The sequence below is a fragment of the Flavobacterium sp. genome, from assembly GCF_049240005.1.
Classification (GTDB): Bacteria; Bacteroidota; Bacteroidia; order Flavobacteriales; family Flavobacteriaceae; genus Flavobacterium.
Window position 1 is genome coordinate 101,800 of sequence record NZ_JBMLTK010000025.1, and the last position, 17,949, is coordinate 119,748.

15 protein-coding genes are annotated in these 17,949 nt (G+C 40.7%); 3 read left to right on the plus strand and 12 right to left on the minus strand.

Annotation, left to right across the window (positions count from 1 at the left end):
• From ACOVQQ_RS02545 to ACOVQQ_RS02590, 10 genes are all read right to left on the minus strand, one after another.
• Positions 1–1,026: carboxypeptidase-like regulatory domain-containing protein (locus ACOVQQ_RS02545; RefSeq protein WP_421816800.1), on the minus strand; the 1,026-nt coding region annotated here is incomplete at its 3' end.
• 426 nt (positions 1,027–1,452) lie between these two features.
• Positions 1,453–2,310, minus strand: coding sequence for an ATP synthase F1 subunit gamma (gene atpG / locus ACOVQQ_RS02550; protein WP_421816801.1), 858 nt, complete (start codon positions 2,308–2,310; stop codon positions 1,453–1,455).
• A gap of 27 nt (positions 2,311–2,337) precedes the next feature.
• A complete protein-coding gene (atpA, locus tag ACOVQQ_RS02555) occupies positions 2,338–3,915 on the minus strand; it encodes a F0F1 ATP synthase subunit alpha (RefSeq protein ID WP_094485730.1) in 1,578 nt (525 codons plus the stop codon).
• Positions 3,916–3,932: 17 nt separating this feature from the next.
• Positions 3,933–4,466, minus strand: a complete 534-nt coding sequence (atpH, locus tag ACOVQQ_RS02560) for an ATP synthase F1 subunit delta (protein ID WP_421816802.1) — start codon at positions 4,464–4,466, stop codon at positions 3,933–3,935.
• Between the two features lie 2 nt (positions 4,467–4,468).
• Positions 4,469–4,969 (minus strand): F0F1 ATP synthase subunit B, encoded by a 501-nt coding sequence (locus ACOVQQ_RS02565; protein ID WP_421816803.1) that lies wholly within the window; start codon positions 4,967–4,969, stop codon positions 4,469–4,471.
• Positions 4,970–5,038: 69 nt separating this feature from the next.
• A complete protein-coding gene (gene atpE, locus ACOVQQ_RS02570; RefSeq protein WP_008255642.1) occupies positions 5,039–5,230 on the minus strand; it encodes an ATP synthase F0 subunit C in 192 nt (63 codons plus the stop codon).
• 32 nt (positions 5,231–5,262) lie between these two features.
• The gene (gene atpB, locus ACOVQQ_RS02575; protein ID WP_421816804.1) at positions 5,263–6,414 is read right to left on the minus strand and encodes a F0F1 ATP synthase subunit A; all 1,152 of its coding nucleotides are present in this window, start codon (positions 6,412–6,414) and stop codon (positions 5,263–5,265) included.
• Positions 6,415–6,522: 108 nt separating this feature from the next.
• Positions 6,523–6,909 (minus strand): hypothetical protein, encoded by a 387-nt coding sequence (locus ACOVQQ_RS02580; protein ID WP_421816805.1) that lies wholly within the window; start codon positions 6,907–6,909, stop codon positions 6,523–6,525.
• A complete protein-coding gene (locus ACOVQQ_RS02585; RefSeq protein WP_421816806.1) occupies positions 6,909–7,127 on the minus strand; it encodes an AtpZ/AtpI family protein in 219 nt (72 codons plus the stop codon). The genes ACOVQQ_RS02580 and ACOVQQ_RS02585 overlap by 1 nt, the downstream gene beginning before the upstream one ends.
• The gene (locus tag ACOVQQ_RS02590; protein WP_421816807.1) at positions 7,127–10,087 is read right to left on the minus strand and encodes a tetratricopeptide repeat protein; all 2,961 of its coding nucleotides are present in this window, start codon (positions 10,085–10,087) and stop codon (positions 7,127–7,129) included. The genes ACOVQQ_RS02585 and ACOVQQ_RS02590 overlap by 1 nt, the downstream gene beginning before the upstream one ends.
• Positions 10,088–10,417: 330 nt before the next feature.
• On the opposite strand from ACOVQQ_RS02590, the gene ACOVQQ_RS02595 reads away from it, so the two are divergent.
• On the plus strand, positions 10,418–11,782 hold the full coding sequence (locus ACOVQQ_RS02595) for an ammonium transporter (RefSeq protein WP_421816808.1): 1,365 nt from the start codon (positions 10,418–10,420) through the stop codon (positions 11,780–11,782).
• A gap of 44 nt (positions 11,783–11,826) precedes the next feature.
• Here the strand turns inward: ACOVQQ_RS02595 and ACOVQQ_RS02600 are convergent, their stop codons facing one another.
• Together ACOVQQ_RS02600 and ACOVQQ_RS02605 are read right to left on the minus strand one after the other, a co-directional pair.
• On the minus strand, positions 11,827–14,100 hold the full coding sequence (locus tag ACOVQQ_RS02600) for a hypothetical protein (protein WP_421816809.1): 2,274 nt from the start codon (positions 14,098–14,100) through the stop codon (positions 11,827–11,829).
• Positions 14,048–15,094 (minus strand): hypothetical protein, encoded by a 1,047-nt coding sequence (locus ACOVQQ_RS02605; protein WP_421816810.1) that lies wholly within the window; start codon positions 15,092–15,094, stop codon positions 14,048–14,050. Before ACOVQQ_RS02605 ends, ACOVQQ_RS02600 begins: the two co-directional genes overlap by 53 nt.
• Before the next feature lie 616 nt (positions 15,095–15,710).
• Here ACOVQQ_RS02605 and ACOVQQ_RS02610 point away from each other — a divergent pair.
• The gene (locus ACOVQQ_RS02610) at positions 15,711–17,183 is read left to right on the plus strand and encodes a DUF4231 domain-containing protein (RefSeq protein WP_421816811.1); all 1,473 of its coding nucleotides are present in this window, start codon (positions 15,711–15,713) and stop codon (positions 17,181–17,183) included.
• Between the two features lie 362 nt (positions 17,184–17,545).
• Complete coding sequence (locus ACOVQQ_RS02615) at positions 17,546–17,830, plus strand: hypothetical protein (protein WP_421816812.1); 285 nt, start codon at positions 17,546–17,548, stop codon at positions 17,828–17,830.
• Positions 17,831–17,949: the final 119 nt, after the last annotated feature.

Here is a 17,949-nt window from a genome sequence, read left to right on the forward strand (position 1 = left end):
ATTCTCCAGTGTGTTATCACTTAAATCTCTTTCTGCATAACCTGTTCGAGAAACCTGACCTACGTTTCTGATGAAGGTAGTAACCTCATCTCCGTACGTATTCAAACCATCGTAATTTGGATTAATTTCGTGGCCAATTCCACCAGCAGTTACACTACGACGGTCATCGGCGATCCATTCTGTAGCTCGTGTGTACGTAAAGTTTGCTTTTGCCGCAAAGTGTTTCGTGAATGCGCGAGCCGCTCTAATTCCAAAGTCCCAGTAATCATTCACTCCGGCAACATCCTGTGCAGTTACACCGTATTTTGCATAGGTACTAATTCCTTGGTGCTTAAACGGACTCTTACTATTCATAAACAAGATACCGTTAAATGCGTTAGCTCCGTAAAGTGCCGACGATGCTCCAGGAAGTAATTCCACGCTTGCAACGTCTAATTCAGACAAACCAATCAGGTTTCCTAACACAAAGTTTAGCGCAGGCGATGAATTATCCATACCGTCAACCAACTGCATAAAACGGTTGTTTGCTACAGTAGCAAATCCACGTGTGTTAATCGACTTAAAGTTCAAACTACTCGTGTTAAAGTGAACTTCTTTCAAATTCTCCAAACCTTCATAAAAAGTTGGCGAACTCGTATTTTTAATCTCTTTTAAACCGATTCGCTCAACCGTTACAGGCGATTCCAAAATTCGCTCCGGTGTTCTCGAGGCCGAAACTACTACTTCATTCAGCAGCGTTTCTTCTTCCAACAATTGCACCGCTACCTTATTACCAGTAACATCAACCGTTTGTGAAGTAAATCCTACCATACTTACCGTAATTTGAAAAGGCGGTTTCTTCGATGTCGTTAATGAGAAATTACCGCTTTCATCGGTTACTGCGCTCGCGTCGTTATTCACTACCGAAATCGTAGCTCCAGGCAGAGGAAAGCCGTTTGCATCTGTCACTTTTCCTGTAACGGTGTTTTGCGCAACAGCAAGACCCACCGAAAAGAACAAAGACAGCACTAAAAAGTACACTTTCATTTGGTTCATTTTTGTTAGTTTATAATGCCAAAGTACAAATAATTTCAAATCCTCATAATTTTCAGAACCATTATTTTCACGATTCGCAAAAAGTTTTACAAAATTTTCAGATTTCACCATATCATCACTAATTAATGATTTCTTAACAATCAATCGGTGTTTTGTTAAATCATTGTAAAATGTTGAGGCTTTTTGAGATTTCGCTAGAATATTGTTAAGGTTTTGGGCGTGCCCCTCGGTTTTTGTGTGTGCTAAAAGACGTAAGTGCAACCTCGGGTCGTGCCCTTCGCTGTATCTTTTGTTCGGCCTAAAGGCACTAACAAAAGGATGTCACTGCGGTCACTCACGCGGAAAATCGTTCTAAAAATCCAAAAAAAAAGCTGCATCATTACAATGCAGCTTTTATAAATCTTGATAAATTTAATTTTATCCTTTCAAGGCCTCTGCACCACCAACAATTTCTAAGATCTCGTTAGTAATCGCAGCCTGACGTGCCTTATTGTACGTTAACTTCAACTGGTTTCGAAGTTCAGTAGCATTATCGGTTGCTTTGTGCATAGCTGTCATACGTGCGCCGTGCTCTGCAGCAAACGAATCGCGAACTGCTTTGTACAATTGTGTCTTTAAGCTTTTCGGAATCAAGGTTTCGATGATGCTCTCTTTCTCTGGTTCGAACAAATAATCAACAGAATTGTTCTGTTTTGCACCAGAAGAAATGAGTGGCAAAAACTGCTCCGTGCGCACAATTTGCGTAGCTGCATTCTTAAATTGGTTGTACACCAACTCCACGCGATCGTAATCGCCCGCAGCATAAACAGCCATAATTTCTTCGGCAATCTGTGCTACATTGTCGAAAGTGAGTTGGTCAAAAACCTGACTCTTATTTGCAACAACCGAACTGGTTTTCGACAACACGTCGTTTCCTTTCTTGCCAATCGCAAAAACAGCAACTTGCTTACCGCTGTAAAAATCTATGCGATTTTTTACTTCTTTAATAACGTTTGTATTAAAGGCGCCGCACAAACCTCTGTTCGACGTAATGGCAACTACCAACACGCGTTTTACATCGCGCTGTGTTGTGTACACACCATTATCACCATCTTCGATACTTGCCGAAAGGTTTTGCAACAACTCCGTTAGCTTTTCAGCATACGGACGCATAGCCGTAATAGCATCTTGCGCTTTCTTAAGCTTTGCCGCAGAAACCATCTTCATCGCCGACGTAATTTGCATCGTCGATGAAACCGAGGTTATCCTGTTGCGTATTTCTTTAAGATTTGCCATTTAGAATTGTTCGTTTTACCGGTTTTCTTAGTTATACTTCGCAGCAATTTCTTTAGCGGCAGCTTCCAATACATCGGTAATGCTGTCGTCTAATTTACCCGCTTTCAAAGCATCTAATGTAGCGCGGTGCTTGTTATTCAAATAGTCTAAATAATCTTTTTCAAACTCTTTTACTTTGTTCACAGGAACATTTCTCAACAAGTTTTTAGAACCTGCGTAGATAATAGCAACCTGATCTTCTACTGTAAACGGACTGTTCAAACCTTGCTTCAAGATCTCAACGTTTCTGCGTCCTTTTTCGATTACGTTTAAAGTTACTGCATCCAAATCGGAACCGAATTTCGCGAAAGCTTCCAATTCACGGAACTGCGCTTGATCCAGCTTTAACGTACCAGATACTTTCTTCATCGATTTAATCTGAGCGTTACCACCTACACGTGATACCGAAATACCTACGTTGATAGCCGGACGAACACCCGAGTTAAATAAATCTGACTCCAAGAAAATCTGACCGTCGGTAATCGAAATTACGTTGGTTGGGATGTACGCCGAAACGTCGCCCGCTTGCGTTTCAATAATTGGTAAAGCCGTTAACGAACCACCGCCTTTCACGATTGGCTTAAGTGATTCTGGCAAATCGTTCATGTTTTTTGCAATCGAATCGTCGGCAATTACTTTCGCTGCACGCTCTAACAAACGTGAGTGCAAGTAGAAAACGTCTCCTGGATACGCCTCTCGTCCTGGTGGACGTCTTAGCAAAAGAGATACCTCACGATATGCAACCGCTTGTTTAGACAAATCGTCGTACACAATTAATGCCGGACGACCTGTGTCGCGGAAGTACTCACCAATAGCAGCACCCGCAAAAGGTGCATACACTTGCATTGGCGCTGGATCAGAAGCATTAGCCGCGACGATAATCGTGTAAGCCATTGCACCCTTTTCTTCTAAGGTTTTTGCAATACCTGCAACGGTCGAAGCTTTCTGACCTACAGCAACGTAGATACAAAATACAGGTTGTCCTGCATCGTAGAATTCTTTTTGATTCAAGATGGTATCGATACAAACTGTCGACTTACCTGTCTGACGGTCGCCAATAACCAACTCACGCTGACCACGACCTACTGGAATCATCGCATCAACAGCTTTGATACCTGTTTGTAACGGCTCGGTAACCGGCTGACGGAAAATTACACCTGGTGCTTTACGCTCAAGTGGCATTTCGTACAAATCTCCACCGATTGGTCCTTTACCATCGATTGGCTGTCCGAGTGTATTAACCACACGTCCAACCATTTCTTCACCTACGCGAAGCGAAGCAATTCTTTGAGTTCTCTTAACAGTAGAACCTTCTTTAATACCCGTTGAAGGACCCAAAAGTACCACCCCAACATTATCTTCTTCCAGGTTAAGTACGATGGCCTCGAGACCGTTTTCGAACTGTACTAATTCGCCATATTGCGCATTAGACAACCCGTACACACGGGCAATACCGTCTCCTACTTCAAGTACAGACCCTACTTCTTCCAAAGTAGCACCTGATTCGAAGCCTTCAACTTGTTTTCTAAGAATTGCTGATATTTCAGCAGCATTAATTTCTGCCATAACTTATTATTGAATAATTAGTTGCTAAGTTCTCTTTTTAAATTTTGAATGCGTTGTGCAACAGAAGCGTTGAACTGCTTGTCGCCTATGCGTAAGATGAAACCTCCGATAATGGAAGGATCTACAATATTTTTTAGGGTTACTTTTGCCGAAGTAAGTGCTTTCACACTATTTAAAACAGCTGTCTCTAGGGCTGCATCGAGCGGTTGCGCTGTAGTTACCACTGCTGTTTCGATACCATTTCTTTGATCGTTAAGCTGTAAATAAGCTGTTGCGATATCTCCCAAAATTGCGAAACGCTTGTTTTCGAGGAGTAATCGGAAAACGTTCTTCGTGGTACCGCTCGTATTCGAAAAGATTGCTTCGAGCGCACTTAACTTATTTGCACCTGGAAGCACGGGATTGGTTAAGAAATTCGAAAGCTCAGCGTTTGCGTGCAAGGTATCTGCAATAGATTGCATATCGACAGCAACTGCGTCGGCTTCGTTTTTATCTAATGCAATATCTAAAATTGCTTTAGCGTATCTCAAACCTGCTCTTGATACAGACATTATTAGTTAGCTTTTACTTCAGTTAGTAATTTCTCGATAAGCTTTGTTTGTGCTGCTTTATCGGTAAGTTCTTGTTTTACCAATTTCTCAGCAATTTCGATAGACAAAGCTGAAACTTGATTTTTAAGCTCGGCCATAGCGGCATTTTTCTCAGCAGCAATAGCAGCTTTCGCTTGTTCGATCATGCGAGCTCCTTCTGCTTGAGCGTCTTGTTTTGAATCAGCGATCATTTTTTCGCGCATTTCACGAGCTTCTTTCAAAAGAGCGTCGCGCTCGATGCGTGCTTCTTGCAAGATACGCTCGTTATCGGCTTGCAGCAACTGCATTTCTTTACGAGCATTTTCTGCCGATTGCAATGCATTTTTAATACCTTCTTCACGCTCATTTACCGCATCGAGAATGGGTTTCCAAGCGAATTTTCTTAGAAGTAAAATTAATCCTACGAAAATGATCACTTGCCAAAAGAACAAGCCTAATTCAAACTGATTTATTAATTTTTCCATGTTGGGTGATTAATTCTAATTTAAACCTTTGTTAGAACCAACCGTTCTAACAAAGGTTAGATTGTTTAATTAAGCCGCGAAAAGTGCAGCGAAACCAATACCTTCAATAAGAGCTGCTGCGATAAGCATAGCTGTTTGAATTTTACCTGAAGCTTCAGGCTGACGAGCGATAGCATCCATAGCTGACCCACCAATTTTACCGATACCCAAACCAGCACCGATTACGATCAAACCTGCTCCTACAATAGTTGGAATTTGCATAAAATGTATATTAAAATTAAACGTTCAATTTATTAGTGATGACCTTCTTCGTGATGATGTTCTTCAACAGCTGCTCCGAAATAAAGGGCAGACAACATAGTGAAGATATATGCTTGTAGAAAGGCAACCAAAATTTCAAGAATAGACAATACAAAAGCTAGAGCCAATGAAAGCGAACTTCCAATCCAACTTTTGAAAATAAACATTAATCCAATGATCGACATTAATACGATGTGACCCGCAAAAATGTTTGCATAGAGTCGGATCATTAAAGAAAACGGCTTAATTACCACACCTAACAATTCGATTGGCGCAAGGATGATGCGCATTGGGTAAGGTACGCCTGGCATCCAAAAGATGTGACCCCAGTAATACTTATTAGCAGTAAGATTGGTAATTAAGAAAGTTAAAATAGCTAAGGAAAAAGTGATGGTAATGTTACCCGTTACGTTAATTCCCAGAGGAGTTAATCCAAATAAATTCAAGAAGAGAATGAAGAAAAATATGGTTAACAAATAGCCCATATACTTCCTGTGGTGTTTATGACCAATATTTGGAATAGCAATCTCATCGCGAACGTATAATACTAGCGGCTCAAAAATTCTTCCTGCACCTGCTGCAACGCCGCCGTTTCTTGCGTAAGATTTCGCTAAAGAACGAAACAGCAAGAACATAATCAACGCTACAACTATTATCGACAATACACTTTTTGTGATTGAAAAATCTAAAGGCCGTTCATTCGTGATATGCCCCGCAGCATCTTCGTTCAAAGTGCCTTTCGCGTCAGTTTTATAAATCTTTCCGTCGTGATGACCTATCGCGTAGTAATTTCCGTTCGATTCAGCAACAGCATGTCCGTGATCAAATTTTGCAGAAGAAAAGAAATGAACCCCATTATCCCACAATATCACCGGCAAAGGAAAACCGAAATGCGTTCCAGCTTCATCGTCTGAAAACAATGTGAAGTCATGTGAATCTAGAACGTGGTGATTGATGTGGGCTTTGATTTCTGATTTGATATCGCCGGTTTCATGATGTTCGCCTTTTGCAGCATGTGCTTCTGGCGCCTCGCTGTGATTGGCTTCACTTGTTTTAATAGTGTCGTTAACAGAGGTAGCCACAGCAGTAAAGCTGCAAGCTATTGCTAATAAAACTGATAGGATTGGTTTTTTAAAAATAACCATACGTTTTGGAACAAATTTTAAGGGTTCTCAAATTTGGCGCAAAGGTACATTATTTATTAGAACGACAAACGCTTTAAAAATTATTTTTTGTGCTGATAAAGTAAGCTTTCAGTCTTTTTTTTGTTTATTGTTCAATAATCGGTAAGTAAAATAAACCTCAATTGCCAAAAATAAAAGAAAACCGCTGTAACCCATTTGAATAGCAAGGGTTTCGTTAATCTGCTCCCGCGCGAATTTAATTACCACAAAAGCAGGAATCATTTTTACTGTGGTTACTGCCAGAAAACTCATGCCTGTTTGATCAAAGTTATTCTGAGATACCAAGAAAACGATACTCATACAAATTGCCGCGGCTAAGACAAAAAAAGCCAAATACTGCCAAATAACGATTTCCACTTCTGCGAAAGCTACGCTGTGGTACTCGAGCAGTACGCTCCAAGTAGCCGCCGTTAAAAGAATAGCAATTGCCAGTGATTTAAAGAGAAGTGCCTTCATCAGCTGTTTAAATCTTTCAATTTTCTGAATACCGAATAAAATGCGAGTGCTATTCCCACTAATAAGAAGATTACGTGATAGTCGGCCGGACTCTTCGGATATTGCTTGTTTACATACTCGCCTAACTTATGACCCGCAAAAATCCACACAAACATCTCGATTCCCATGGTTGAAAGCAACAACCATTTATTTGGTTCGTTTTGTGGCTTTTTGGGCATCAAGGCTTTCTTGTCTTTTCGGTTTTTGGAGCTCCTTCACCACCCGCGGGATCGTTACCCATGTCGGGGGTTGGACTCAGACTGCGAGAACCTTTGTCGCTTTGCTTTTGGTTGGGTGCGTTACCTAAGCCAGGCGGCATACCCGGATTTTGTCTCGAATTAGTTTGCGGCTTGGCTTGCTTGGGTTTTGCCGCAGCAGCCGCTGCTTTTTTCTCTTCGGGCTTAGGTTTGATAACCACGGGCTTTTTCACGCGAGGTTGTCTAGGCAAATGATACGTTTCGAAGTTCTTTTTAACTTGCGTTACTTTGTAGTTTTCCGACGACATTACCGTGGCTGGTAACTTAATCTGATAGTCTTTGTACTCTTTTAAAATCGTTGCAACATCTTTTGCTGCTGTTTCATTTTCAAAATTGTGAAGGACCAGAAAATACGAGGTTGGTGTGTAAATATCAACCGATAGCTTTAATGCGTCTGTGGTTCGTTCTTTTACAAATGTTTCTAAAATCGTTCGAACTGCTTTAACCGACTCGGCCTCGGGATCGTCGACTTTGTATAAAATTTTATAGGTTGTTGGCTTGAAATCATCGTACTCCATATCTTCCAAAATCGGAATGTCGGCACGCAATAATTCTTCGGCTTCTTTACCTTCGCCTGTTGTTGGAAAATTTAGTGCTACGAAATTCAAGCCCGCTTTGTACGCTGTAACTCCGTTGAGTTTTCCGGCATTAGTTGCCTTTAACAACTCGAGCTTCGGAATGATTTCCTCACCTGTAAACTGCGAAATAGCTGCATCGATCTTTGGCGCTAAACGGATGTAATCGCCGTTGCTGAGCTGTTGGTAAAGTTCGTTATACACTTCCTCGCCCGTCATGGCTTCGTTTCCTGTAGCTGATTCCGGATTTTGAAGAATTTGCGCATATCTGCTGTTCGGATAACTAGCAATAATGCGGTCTTTAATGGCTTGCGCTTTGGATGGATTAATTTCCATATAATCTTTGTACAGATTGTAAAGCGCCGGTAAAATGTAGCGTTCTTCCGGATTTTGCTTGAGTAAACTCTCGTATTTATCTGCCGAAAGCTGATATTCTTTGAACTTATCTTTGTAAATAGCTCCTAATTGAAAGTAGGCAAAATTGCGTTCTTTGGCCAAACTGTCGAGCACCGTTTTAGAAGTAGGAACGCCTTTTAGATAAAAATCGGCGGTGTATTGTGGTTTTTCAACTTCTTTGACTTGGGCTTTTTCGCTAATCGAATCCGACTTTTTATCAACTTTTTCGATTTCCGATTTGTTTTGCGTGAGCGAAGTTAAACGCCAGTTGTCTCGCAAAGTTCTGTTTCCCCAAATCTTTTTAAAATCGATTTTCCCTTGGGAAACATTTACGGTGTTGTAGAAATAGAATCCGTCTTTGCCGCCTGCACTTGCACCTGCGGTTGATCGGGGTCGTTTTTCAGACGACGCACCTTTGTTGTCGGATACGTCTTTAAGATTTTGACCCGGAGCGTCGTTGCGGCGTAATTCTGCGCGAACTTCTGAAGCGGTATCGTCTGAGTTATCTCCGTCTCGTGCGGCTAAGCGTGCAGCTTTCTCGGCAGCTTCTTTTTCTTTTTTCGCTTTCTCAGCGTCGGATTTTTTTAATTTTTCGATGTATGCTTCGTAGAATTCTTTTCTGTCGGAAGGCGAAAGTGCAGCAACATTTAAAATACTGTCGTTTCGTTGCGCAATACCTTCGTATTTAATAACATCGTCTAGATTATTGCGTTTTTTCTCGATGGCTTTGTACTCGCGTGTTCTGGGCTTTAGTTTGGTTAGGGTACTGTCGTAGTACTGACCTGCGGTTTGATATTTCGCGGAGTCGAAGTATATCCCTGCCAGATTACGGTAGTTGCTGGCCACGAGATAATCGTCGGTTGATTCAATTTGCAGTGACTTGTTATAATTCTCAATTGCGGGTTTGAATTTTTTTCGCTTGGTGTAGAAAAGCGCTTTTTGGTGGTACAAAACATCGAGAAAGGGTCGGTTTTCGCGATCTTTTATCAAGGCATCCATGTGTTTGATGAATGCAACTGTATCGCCCGACTTATAATCGAATTGTTGGGCGAGTTTTGCTTCGGCTTGAATGATGTACACACGAGGCGACTTCCGGTTCATTTCGATTACCGTTCTGAACTCGTTTGCCGCCAATTCGGGTTTGCCTTGACGTTCGTACAACTGACCTAAAATAAAGTGGTAGCGCGCTTTTTCTTCGTTGTTTTTAGAAAACTCGATGGCTTTTGCCAAACGCACGGTTGCGCTATCAATTTGATTTAGGTTAACGAAAGCTTGTGCGATCGTGGCATTAGCGTCGGCATATACTTGATCTTTAAATTTGATTTCGGATAAGAGCTGTTTTAGATTTTTAACGGCGAGTGCGTCGTTTCCGAGTCGCATATTGGTGCGCTCGCGCCAGATTTTTGCGATATAAATTTTGTCGCTTTCTGGATATTTGTACAAGATATAGTTAAACGCTTCGAGAGCCGGAATGTAGCGTTGGTCGTAGTAGCGCGCTTGTCCGAGCATGAGGTGCGCTTCATCGATTTGCGGGTTACGCTCTTTGCCTTCGATATTCATGGAGCGTTTTTGAATGGCCTTGGTGGCTTTAAGCTCTGCGCGTTCGAAGTTGGTGTTTTTTGGTTTGGCTTTATCGGACTCGCCGGCGGCCACATCGCCTTGCATGCGTTCGATCGGAAGAATATCCCAGTAATTGTCTTGGTATTTTTGTTTGACTTCTTCGAGACCTTTATCTAAAGCCAGTTCGCCGTTGTAAAGCGCGTTATATTTGGTATTGAGTGCCTGGAATTGCCGATTTATAAACTTGTCTTTTCGCGTTGAACAAGCAACGATAAAAACAGTTAAGGCTAAAACCGACAAACCTCTAGTATATGCCTTCACGTAACTTTTCTTTGGGATATTAACTTTCAAAATCCGTTTTTAGTGTACCAACGGGTAAAAGTAAAATTTTTCGCAAACGCACAAACTTTTATAAGTAGAAAATCGCTGAACGGTTCGTTCTTAGCCCCGATTGGACGGAAAGCCCGCATTTTGAGTGGCGATTTTTTAAGGCTTTGCGGCGGCGACCAACGGAAGCCGACAGGAAAGCCATTAAAAAACGGCGGCGAAAAAGCGGACTTGGAGGGAAAGCGGGAATAGCTTCAAAAAATAGCTTTAAAAATCAATCCCTCTTAAAAATAGGGTTTGTTTGAATTATAAAATAACTTTTTTAGATTTGACCCGTATAAAAATAGGGTTGTGATGAGAAAAATTGAAAAAAGATGGATTGTTTCGTTTTCGCTAATCAGTTTATTTAGTTTGGTAGGATTGTTTTGGAAATCGGATCCATCGGCTATTCGCAACAACTTTTTAACAGAAGAAGCCGTGTCGTTTGCAGATGTAGCGTGGTTACTTACCGCTTCGTGTTTGGTTTTATTGATGACGCCCGGTTTGTCGTTTTTTTATGGCGGAATGGTTGGTAAAAAGAACATCATTAGTACGATGCTGCAGAGCTTTGTTTGCTTAGGTGTAGTGAGTTTACTTTGGGTGATTTGCGCTTTTTCGTTGGCATTTGGCGAACCTTTAGGCTTTGAGATTTCGGGGAAATTTTACAGCGTTGTTGGAAATCCGTTTACCTACGCCTTCTTTGATCACGTGAGTATCTTGCCGCACAGCAAAATGGCTTCGACGATTCCGTTTATGCTTTTTGCGCTCTTTCAGATGAAATTTGCGGTAATTACACCTGCTATTATCACTGGTTCGTTTGCTGAGCGCGTGCGTTTTATCTCGTATTTGCTCTTTATTTGCTTGTTTACTTTGCTGATTTACGCGCCTTTATGCCACATGGTTTGGTATCCGACGGGCTTATTGGGCAGCTTTTTTGGCGTAAAAGATTTTGCCGGCGGAACGGTTGTACACATGAGCGCCGGATTTGCTGCACTTGCGGGTGTTTTGGTTTTGGGAAAACGCAAAGACAGTTTACATATACCAACAAATATTCCGTTTGTAATTTTAGGAACGGGCATGCTGTGGTTTGGTTGGTTTGGCTTTAATGCGGGTTCGGCCTTGGCTGCAAACGGAACGGCAGTTATGGCGTTTGGGACTACGATAACGGCATCGGCCGCGGCGATGATGACTTGGGTTTTTTACGATCGGTTGTTTGGCAGAAAAGTCTCGGCTTTGGGGGCTTGTATTGGTGCCGTGGTTGGTTTGGTGGCTATTACGCCTGCCGCTGGATTTGTGAGCATTCCTGAAAGTATGTTTTTTGGATTTATCACGGCAATTGTATCGAACTCGATTTTGTATTGGCCGGTGATGAAACGCATAGACGACACTTTAGATGTGTTTGCGTGCCACGGCGTAGGCGGCATTATGGGCATGATACTTACTGCAGTATTTGCGCAAGGCGAATCGGCTAGTTTGTTGCACGGCGGCTGGGTCGTTTTTGCGCACCACATGGCGGCTTTGGGCTTGGTTGCGGCATTTACGTTTCTAGGTTCGTTGGCTTTGTACCGCATTACAAACGCAATCATTCCGCTTCGTGTAAGCGAACAATCCGAGAAAATTGGTCTGGATTTATCGCAGCACGACGAGAGTTTGGATGCGCAGCGACACGTGGTGGGGTAGCTTACTGAAATAACAACAGTTTACACATCTCGAGGTTTTTTTGATTATCCCGCTTTGAAATACCTTGCAGCAATTTCACAGCTACTAGTAAGTTCGAAATATTGACTGGGATATCTCTTTTTTAATCTATCGAAAAAAACAGCAGAGTTAACTTCGGGTGTATCACTATAATATGGTCCAAATCTTTGCGATTGCTGTTTATTGAATAAATATGTTGCTTTATTTAATTTACAGGTCGCAATTCTGAGTTCGCACAAAGCGGCAAAGTTCTTGTTTCGCGCGTGTTGCAAAGCTTTTTCGAAATAAAATATTGCGCGTTCACAGCCGTAATAATTGTTTTCATCTAAATAGTTTTCGTCACTATTTGCAGAACGGTAAATGCGGTTAAACATCCATGAGTTTCCGTAGTACGACGTGTTAAAATAAAAATTAGCGATTAAGAAGTACTCTTTTGCTCGATTTGGATTTTTTGTTTCTGCCACAGATTTTTTAAGACGGAGTAGCTCTTTCAAAGCTTTTGACTTGTTGTATGAGGTAATTTGATTTGCATTTTCTCTAATTTTCCCTAAATAACCATCAAGAAATGGATGTTTGTTGAACATTGGCCCATTGGTATAATGTTCGTTATCAACGTTCTGAAATGCTTTTTGTGCATTTGCGATGTCGTCTATTCTCATGAACTTGATACCAAGCAAGTCAAATACTCTATTTTTTTGATTCTTCACCTCTTTAAACATCCACTTTTGAAATTTTGTTTTTTTTGGAGTAAATAGTTCTTTTGCTATTGCACCACATTCTTCTGCCGAAAGTTCTGCATCGACATATTCGTACCAGCTGCTGTAATAATCATCCGCCAAGGTTCTCTTTCCGGAAATTGATTTCCAAAAGACTCCGCCGAACTCTGAGCTGGTAATATTGCTTAAAATCAAGGCCGCGGTAACATTATCTCCTAAAAATTCAATTTCTTTAGCGATGGCAAAGAGAAAGTTCTTGTCGGTTTCATAATCCATAATTATTTGTTGAATATCTGAGGGAAGTTCTATTTTCTTTCCTTTCAAATTCGCAACTGTAGCTAGCGTGTATATTTTAAGATGCAAGGATTTGAAGTCGCCATTCACTTTTGAAAGTGGAATTTTCTTCAAGGTTTCGAGCGATTTATGGTTTTCTTTAGTTAAAAATTCTAAGTAAGCCTTGGTTAACTGCCAAAGTGAAGGATTGTTTACTTTATTTAGATCTACAGCGCAAACAAAGTTCAGCAGTTCTTTTGCACGCTTACAATCAACTTTAACTCTGTCTAGAATTCGAGAATTTGTACTGTTTTCCCAATAATCATCGCGAGAAGTTGGCATAAACAAGGTATAAGTTGGCACTAAAATCCAATCTTCAAGTTTATTGATTTCACGGATGAGTAGAAACTCTAGTGATAAACTTGACGGACAGATTCGGTAAATCTGCTTAATTGAATCCAAGTTAAACTCTTGATTTATTGACGTGTATAGCGCTATGACATTAGCTCGTTCCTGTGGTGTTTTGGCCAACCTTAGAATTTTTTCCATAGCGATATCTTTTTGGAAAAAATTTAAAAACTGGAATCTATTATCTGTAGGCAATCCGAACAACCTAGAAACTAGAAAATTCTGCTTTATCTGATCGGGTTCAACTGAAAGCCGGTAGTAAAAAATCCAATTAGATAATAAATCGCCTGTTTTGTAAGTTTTGGAATAAACCTCATCGTACAACGAGATGATTTTTTCATTTTCACCCAAATACTGTAGTAGCCTGAAAATTTGAAAGTAATACCGCTTTTTGAGGGTGACGTTATTGGTCGTTGTTACCCGATTTTGCGCCAACTTTAATAATCGCTGTCTATTATAAATCGTAACTTCTGGATTGTTTTCCCACACATCTTCAAAACCGGGGCTACAAAGTTCAACTTCTTTGGCAAATTGTAAATAACTTAAGGCCGCAGCATCGCCCACTTTGTGCAGATATTTGATAAAAGCGTTTTTTGTAGTTGTTTTGAAACTGATTACCTCATCCGATTCCAATACTTCTCTGATCGACGCATAATCTACTTTGTGCTTACAGTAGGTACTCCACATGAGAATGTTGTCCGAAAAAGCTTGGGCATCATAGAAATTGAAGTTCTGAAAATTGCTGTATTTAAATTCTTTATCAGAAAATGCAGTTGGGCTGAAAAAGCTAATCTCGACATCAGAGGAGCCTGGATAGAAGTAACAGGCCCACGTGATGTTGCATGTTAAACTACTCAGTAAAAGAATGAAGAAGCTTATCAATCGATTGTTTTGAGTACTCATGGAATAGGGTTGTGTCAAGGTCAAACAAGATTACAGTCGTTTCTTTTGGAAATTTTACATTCTTTTTGAGAAGTGCAACGCTTTTCTTTAAATCAGTATAAGAAACCGTTTCAAATTTAATTCGATCACCTGTACGATAATACACTTCGTTTATGCTCGTGTCTTTTTTAACTTCCCACCATAATTCACTTTTTCTTTCGGCGAAACTGATTAAGCTCTCCTTTGTTGTGGTGGTAAATCCTTTAAAAGTATCGTACCGATAATGAAATGCCCATTGAAAAACAGGCAAGGCAACATCTAGATGAATTGGATATGGTTCGTCGACTGTTAAATAAGCACGTAATTCATCTGGTTCCAAAATCGAATTGCGCTTTGGGTTTTCAAGTGGTGGCAATAAGTTGTAACACATTAAAACTACTTTATCAACAGGCGGAATACCCATTTTTGTTCGGTATTTGTATGGATATAGACGCAGGGTACAACTCAAATTCTTTTGGGAAGCTTTTTTGAATTCTTCGAGAAAGTAAAAATAGTTGGCTTTTGATCGGATTGTCCAATCGCAGTCGATTTGTATTTCTGTTGGTGTTTTAAAGTCGCTAAATCCCTCTGCGCAATATTTCTTGATTAAGTGATTAACATTAGAAACGAGTATATCAATATCTGCTTTACTGCTCTGAAGAAACACTTCGTTTCTAATAAAAACTGTCGGGACCAACTCATATTCTAAATCATTCTCTTGATAGTACCTATAGCCATAACGTCTGTTGGTTTTTGAAGTTGGAATGTTTCCCATGGTTGGGCTGTGTTCTACATCAAAAAAACGGTAGTACACTTTTTTTACGTTGAAAGTATCTAAAACAGCGAATTCAGGATGGTCAAAATCGCCTTCTGCTTTCCATTGATAAAAAGCGTGGATCACTTTCTCTGGTTTACTAGAATTAACGCAGCCTGTCAATACGGTCCCGGCGATCAGGAAAATCAAATATTTTTTCATGAGAAAAGCTAACGCTTTTTAAGTATAAAACTACGTATCTTCAACAAAATTGTATGAATAAATTTTTATTTTTTTGAAACTTGCGACTTATAAAAAGCTTGTATTTTTCCTCTTAGAATTTGTTTTCGGAGACACAATACTGATTGGACGATGAAATTATATTTGAACAACAATTGACATAAGCATTTAACCAAAAATACGCGCTATAATTCCGCTTCGTGTAAGCGAACAATCCGAGAAAATTGGTCTGGATTTATCGCAGCACGACGAGAGTTTAGATGCGCAGCGACACGTGGTGGGGTAGAAAACTTGGCGTTAAACCGTATAACGGAAGTTATTTTTCTATAACTAAGCTAATTTGCTGATTTTGGGCGTAGTATTTCTCTGAGAAATTGAGTAGTATTGTTATATCAATTTGCTAATCGCCTGAATTCGAAAATAACTACGGTCAGATTACTCAAAATGAGCTGTTTATTTCGGTGCATGAAACCTGAATTACAAAAGTTTTGCGCTATTATTTTGATTGATTTCTTACCTCAATTTTTGATTCGAATACAGGTAAATCGACAAGTCTTTACTGTTTGTATTTGTCGTTGCAGCTTTACACTTCCCCATTATGAATCGGAATCTCGACCAATTACTCAATCAGCGTATTACCGGCTATGAAGAAGCACTTTCAACCTTACCGATAAGCGAGATTAGGCGCAAACAAATTCAAACCGATTTTATTGTTAGCGTTCGGTTAATGGAAACACTAGCCAACCGGAATTTACGCGCCAACGACTGGTCGAATGTAATCGTAATCATACTCAGCGCCTTAGTTCCAGTACTTATTAACTTTTCAACCGGCCCGGATAAGGAAAACGACAAATATTTGGGTATAGCAACGATTTGTAGTGTGCTTTTGGCTATTGGCAATGCCTTGAGGCAGTCGTATAAATTCCGAGAAAAGTGGATCAGCTACAAGCATACCGCCGAACTCCTGCTTATCGAAGGGCAACATTATTTTTCCCTTTCGGGGAAGTATCTCAAATATCCGACGCACGACGATGCCTTCGCCACTTTTATTGCGAACATCGGCAACTTGCGCCTCAACCAGCTAAACAATTACAAAAAGGAAATCGCCTCAGACAGCGAAGCCGATCTTGGGCCGCGCACCGAAACCGTTGTTGCTTCAAAACCAGTAGCATCTACGGAATTTGTGGGCGAACCGTCTAAAATTAAGCTCATTAACAAAGAGATTAACGCTTTTGTAAAAAGTAAAAACGAAGTGTCGTACAGTGAGACCGATCATCAGCGCCGACTGATAACGCTGTATTTACACGCATCGCTGCACGATCTGCCCGAAAAACTCAAGTTTGCTCATCAGGATTTGGAAGGCATTGCGTACCGAGTTCGTACTGAGAAATCGGGAGCCGAATTACACAGCATTTTTAGTCCGTCGGCGGGCGTAAAAAACGCCGATCTGCCTGCTTCCGAGTTTGGAAGTGCGGGCTGTTTTTGCAAAAAAGGCGATGCATTTGTGTTTATCACGTGTTACCACAGCGTTAAACATCCGTCGCAAAGCTGGAACTCGTTTTCGACTGCCGATGGATTTGACAAAGTTATCACGACCGATTCGACGATAGTGGGAACAATATTGGAGGCCGAGAAATCGGATACTATGGATATTGCTTTGGTACAGATTTCGGAAAAGATTCAGTTTGAGTCGCTATTTCCGAACCATTTAAAAATAAGTGCACAGCCAGTTTACTTGGATGCTGAAAACTTCGCGAATTACCAAGAGGTTTGTATCATTAGTCGAACGCGCGGTTACAAGAAAATTTACGGTCGGCTTGCGGAAGTCGACAAACCCATTACGCTGAACTACGGCACTACTGACGAACCCGATTACAAGGATCTCGACGGCATGTTGTTGGTTCACGGCATAAGTACAGAACCGTTTTCAAAAAAGGGCGATTCGGGTTCGCTGGTTTTCACTCCGAGTGGCACGCCTATCGGAATTGTTGTGGGTGGCGATGCCGAACGTTGTTCGTTTGTAATTCCGTTTTCGAGTATCGCGGATCGGTTTGCGGTTGAGTTGGTTTAAACAAAAACCTCTCGCTTCACAATTTATCCCAACTTTGAAGCATAGCTAAAAATTCACCTTTGTTTATGCACTTGCACGATGGTACAAATACAGATGCGTACGTATTGCGCTTTTTAAGTTTCAGATGATTATTTTGAAGTCGGGAGACTTCGTAGAGCGTGGGGGATTAGTTCTACCGACTATATAGAAATATTTAAGGTAACAGTAAGGGAAGATACAAAAGCACTTATTTCCACTCATAAGGAAAAAGCAACATATTGGAGAGACAAACTACAAATATTAGAAGGTGGGGGTGAGCAAATATTTAGTCCTAAATTAAAGGACGCTAAGTTTGAAAAAATACAAACCAAACAATAAACGCTATGACTAAAGTTACTGACATAATTTTTTTAACGGATAAAATTAGGAGAAGAATTAATGAATACAAAAGAGAAAGAAGTCCTATAGATAATGTGACAAGACATGACCTTTCCGCAATAGAGATTGCGGCATGTCTACTTGAATTAAATGTCATCAGAGATAGGAAAATTACAGAGGAAGAGATGCATTGGTTTCAAGGACAACGATTTGTTGACGATTCATTCCGAAACGACAAACAATACTCAGATCTCTATTATGACTATATAAAATTACTTTCCTATGTTTAGATTTTTTTAAAATTGCCGAAATCTAGGCACCATTTTCCCGTTCTATTTCTATTGTCTTTCGGTAACGTCTCCCCGCAGCCCGGATAGCAGCGAAAAACCCGCAAAGCGGCAGGTGCAAA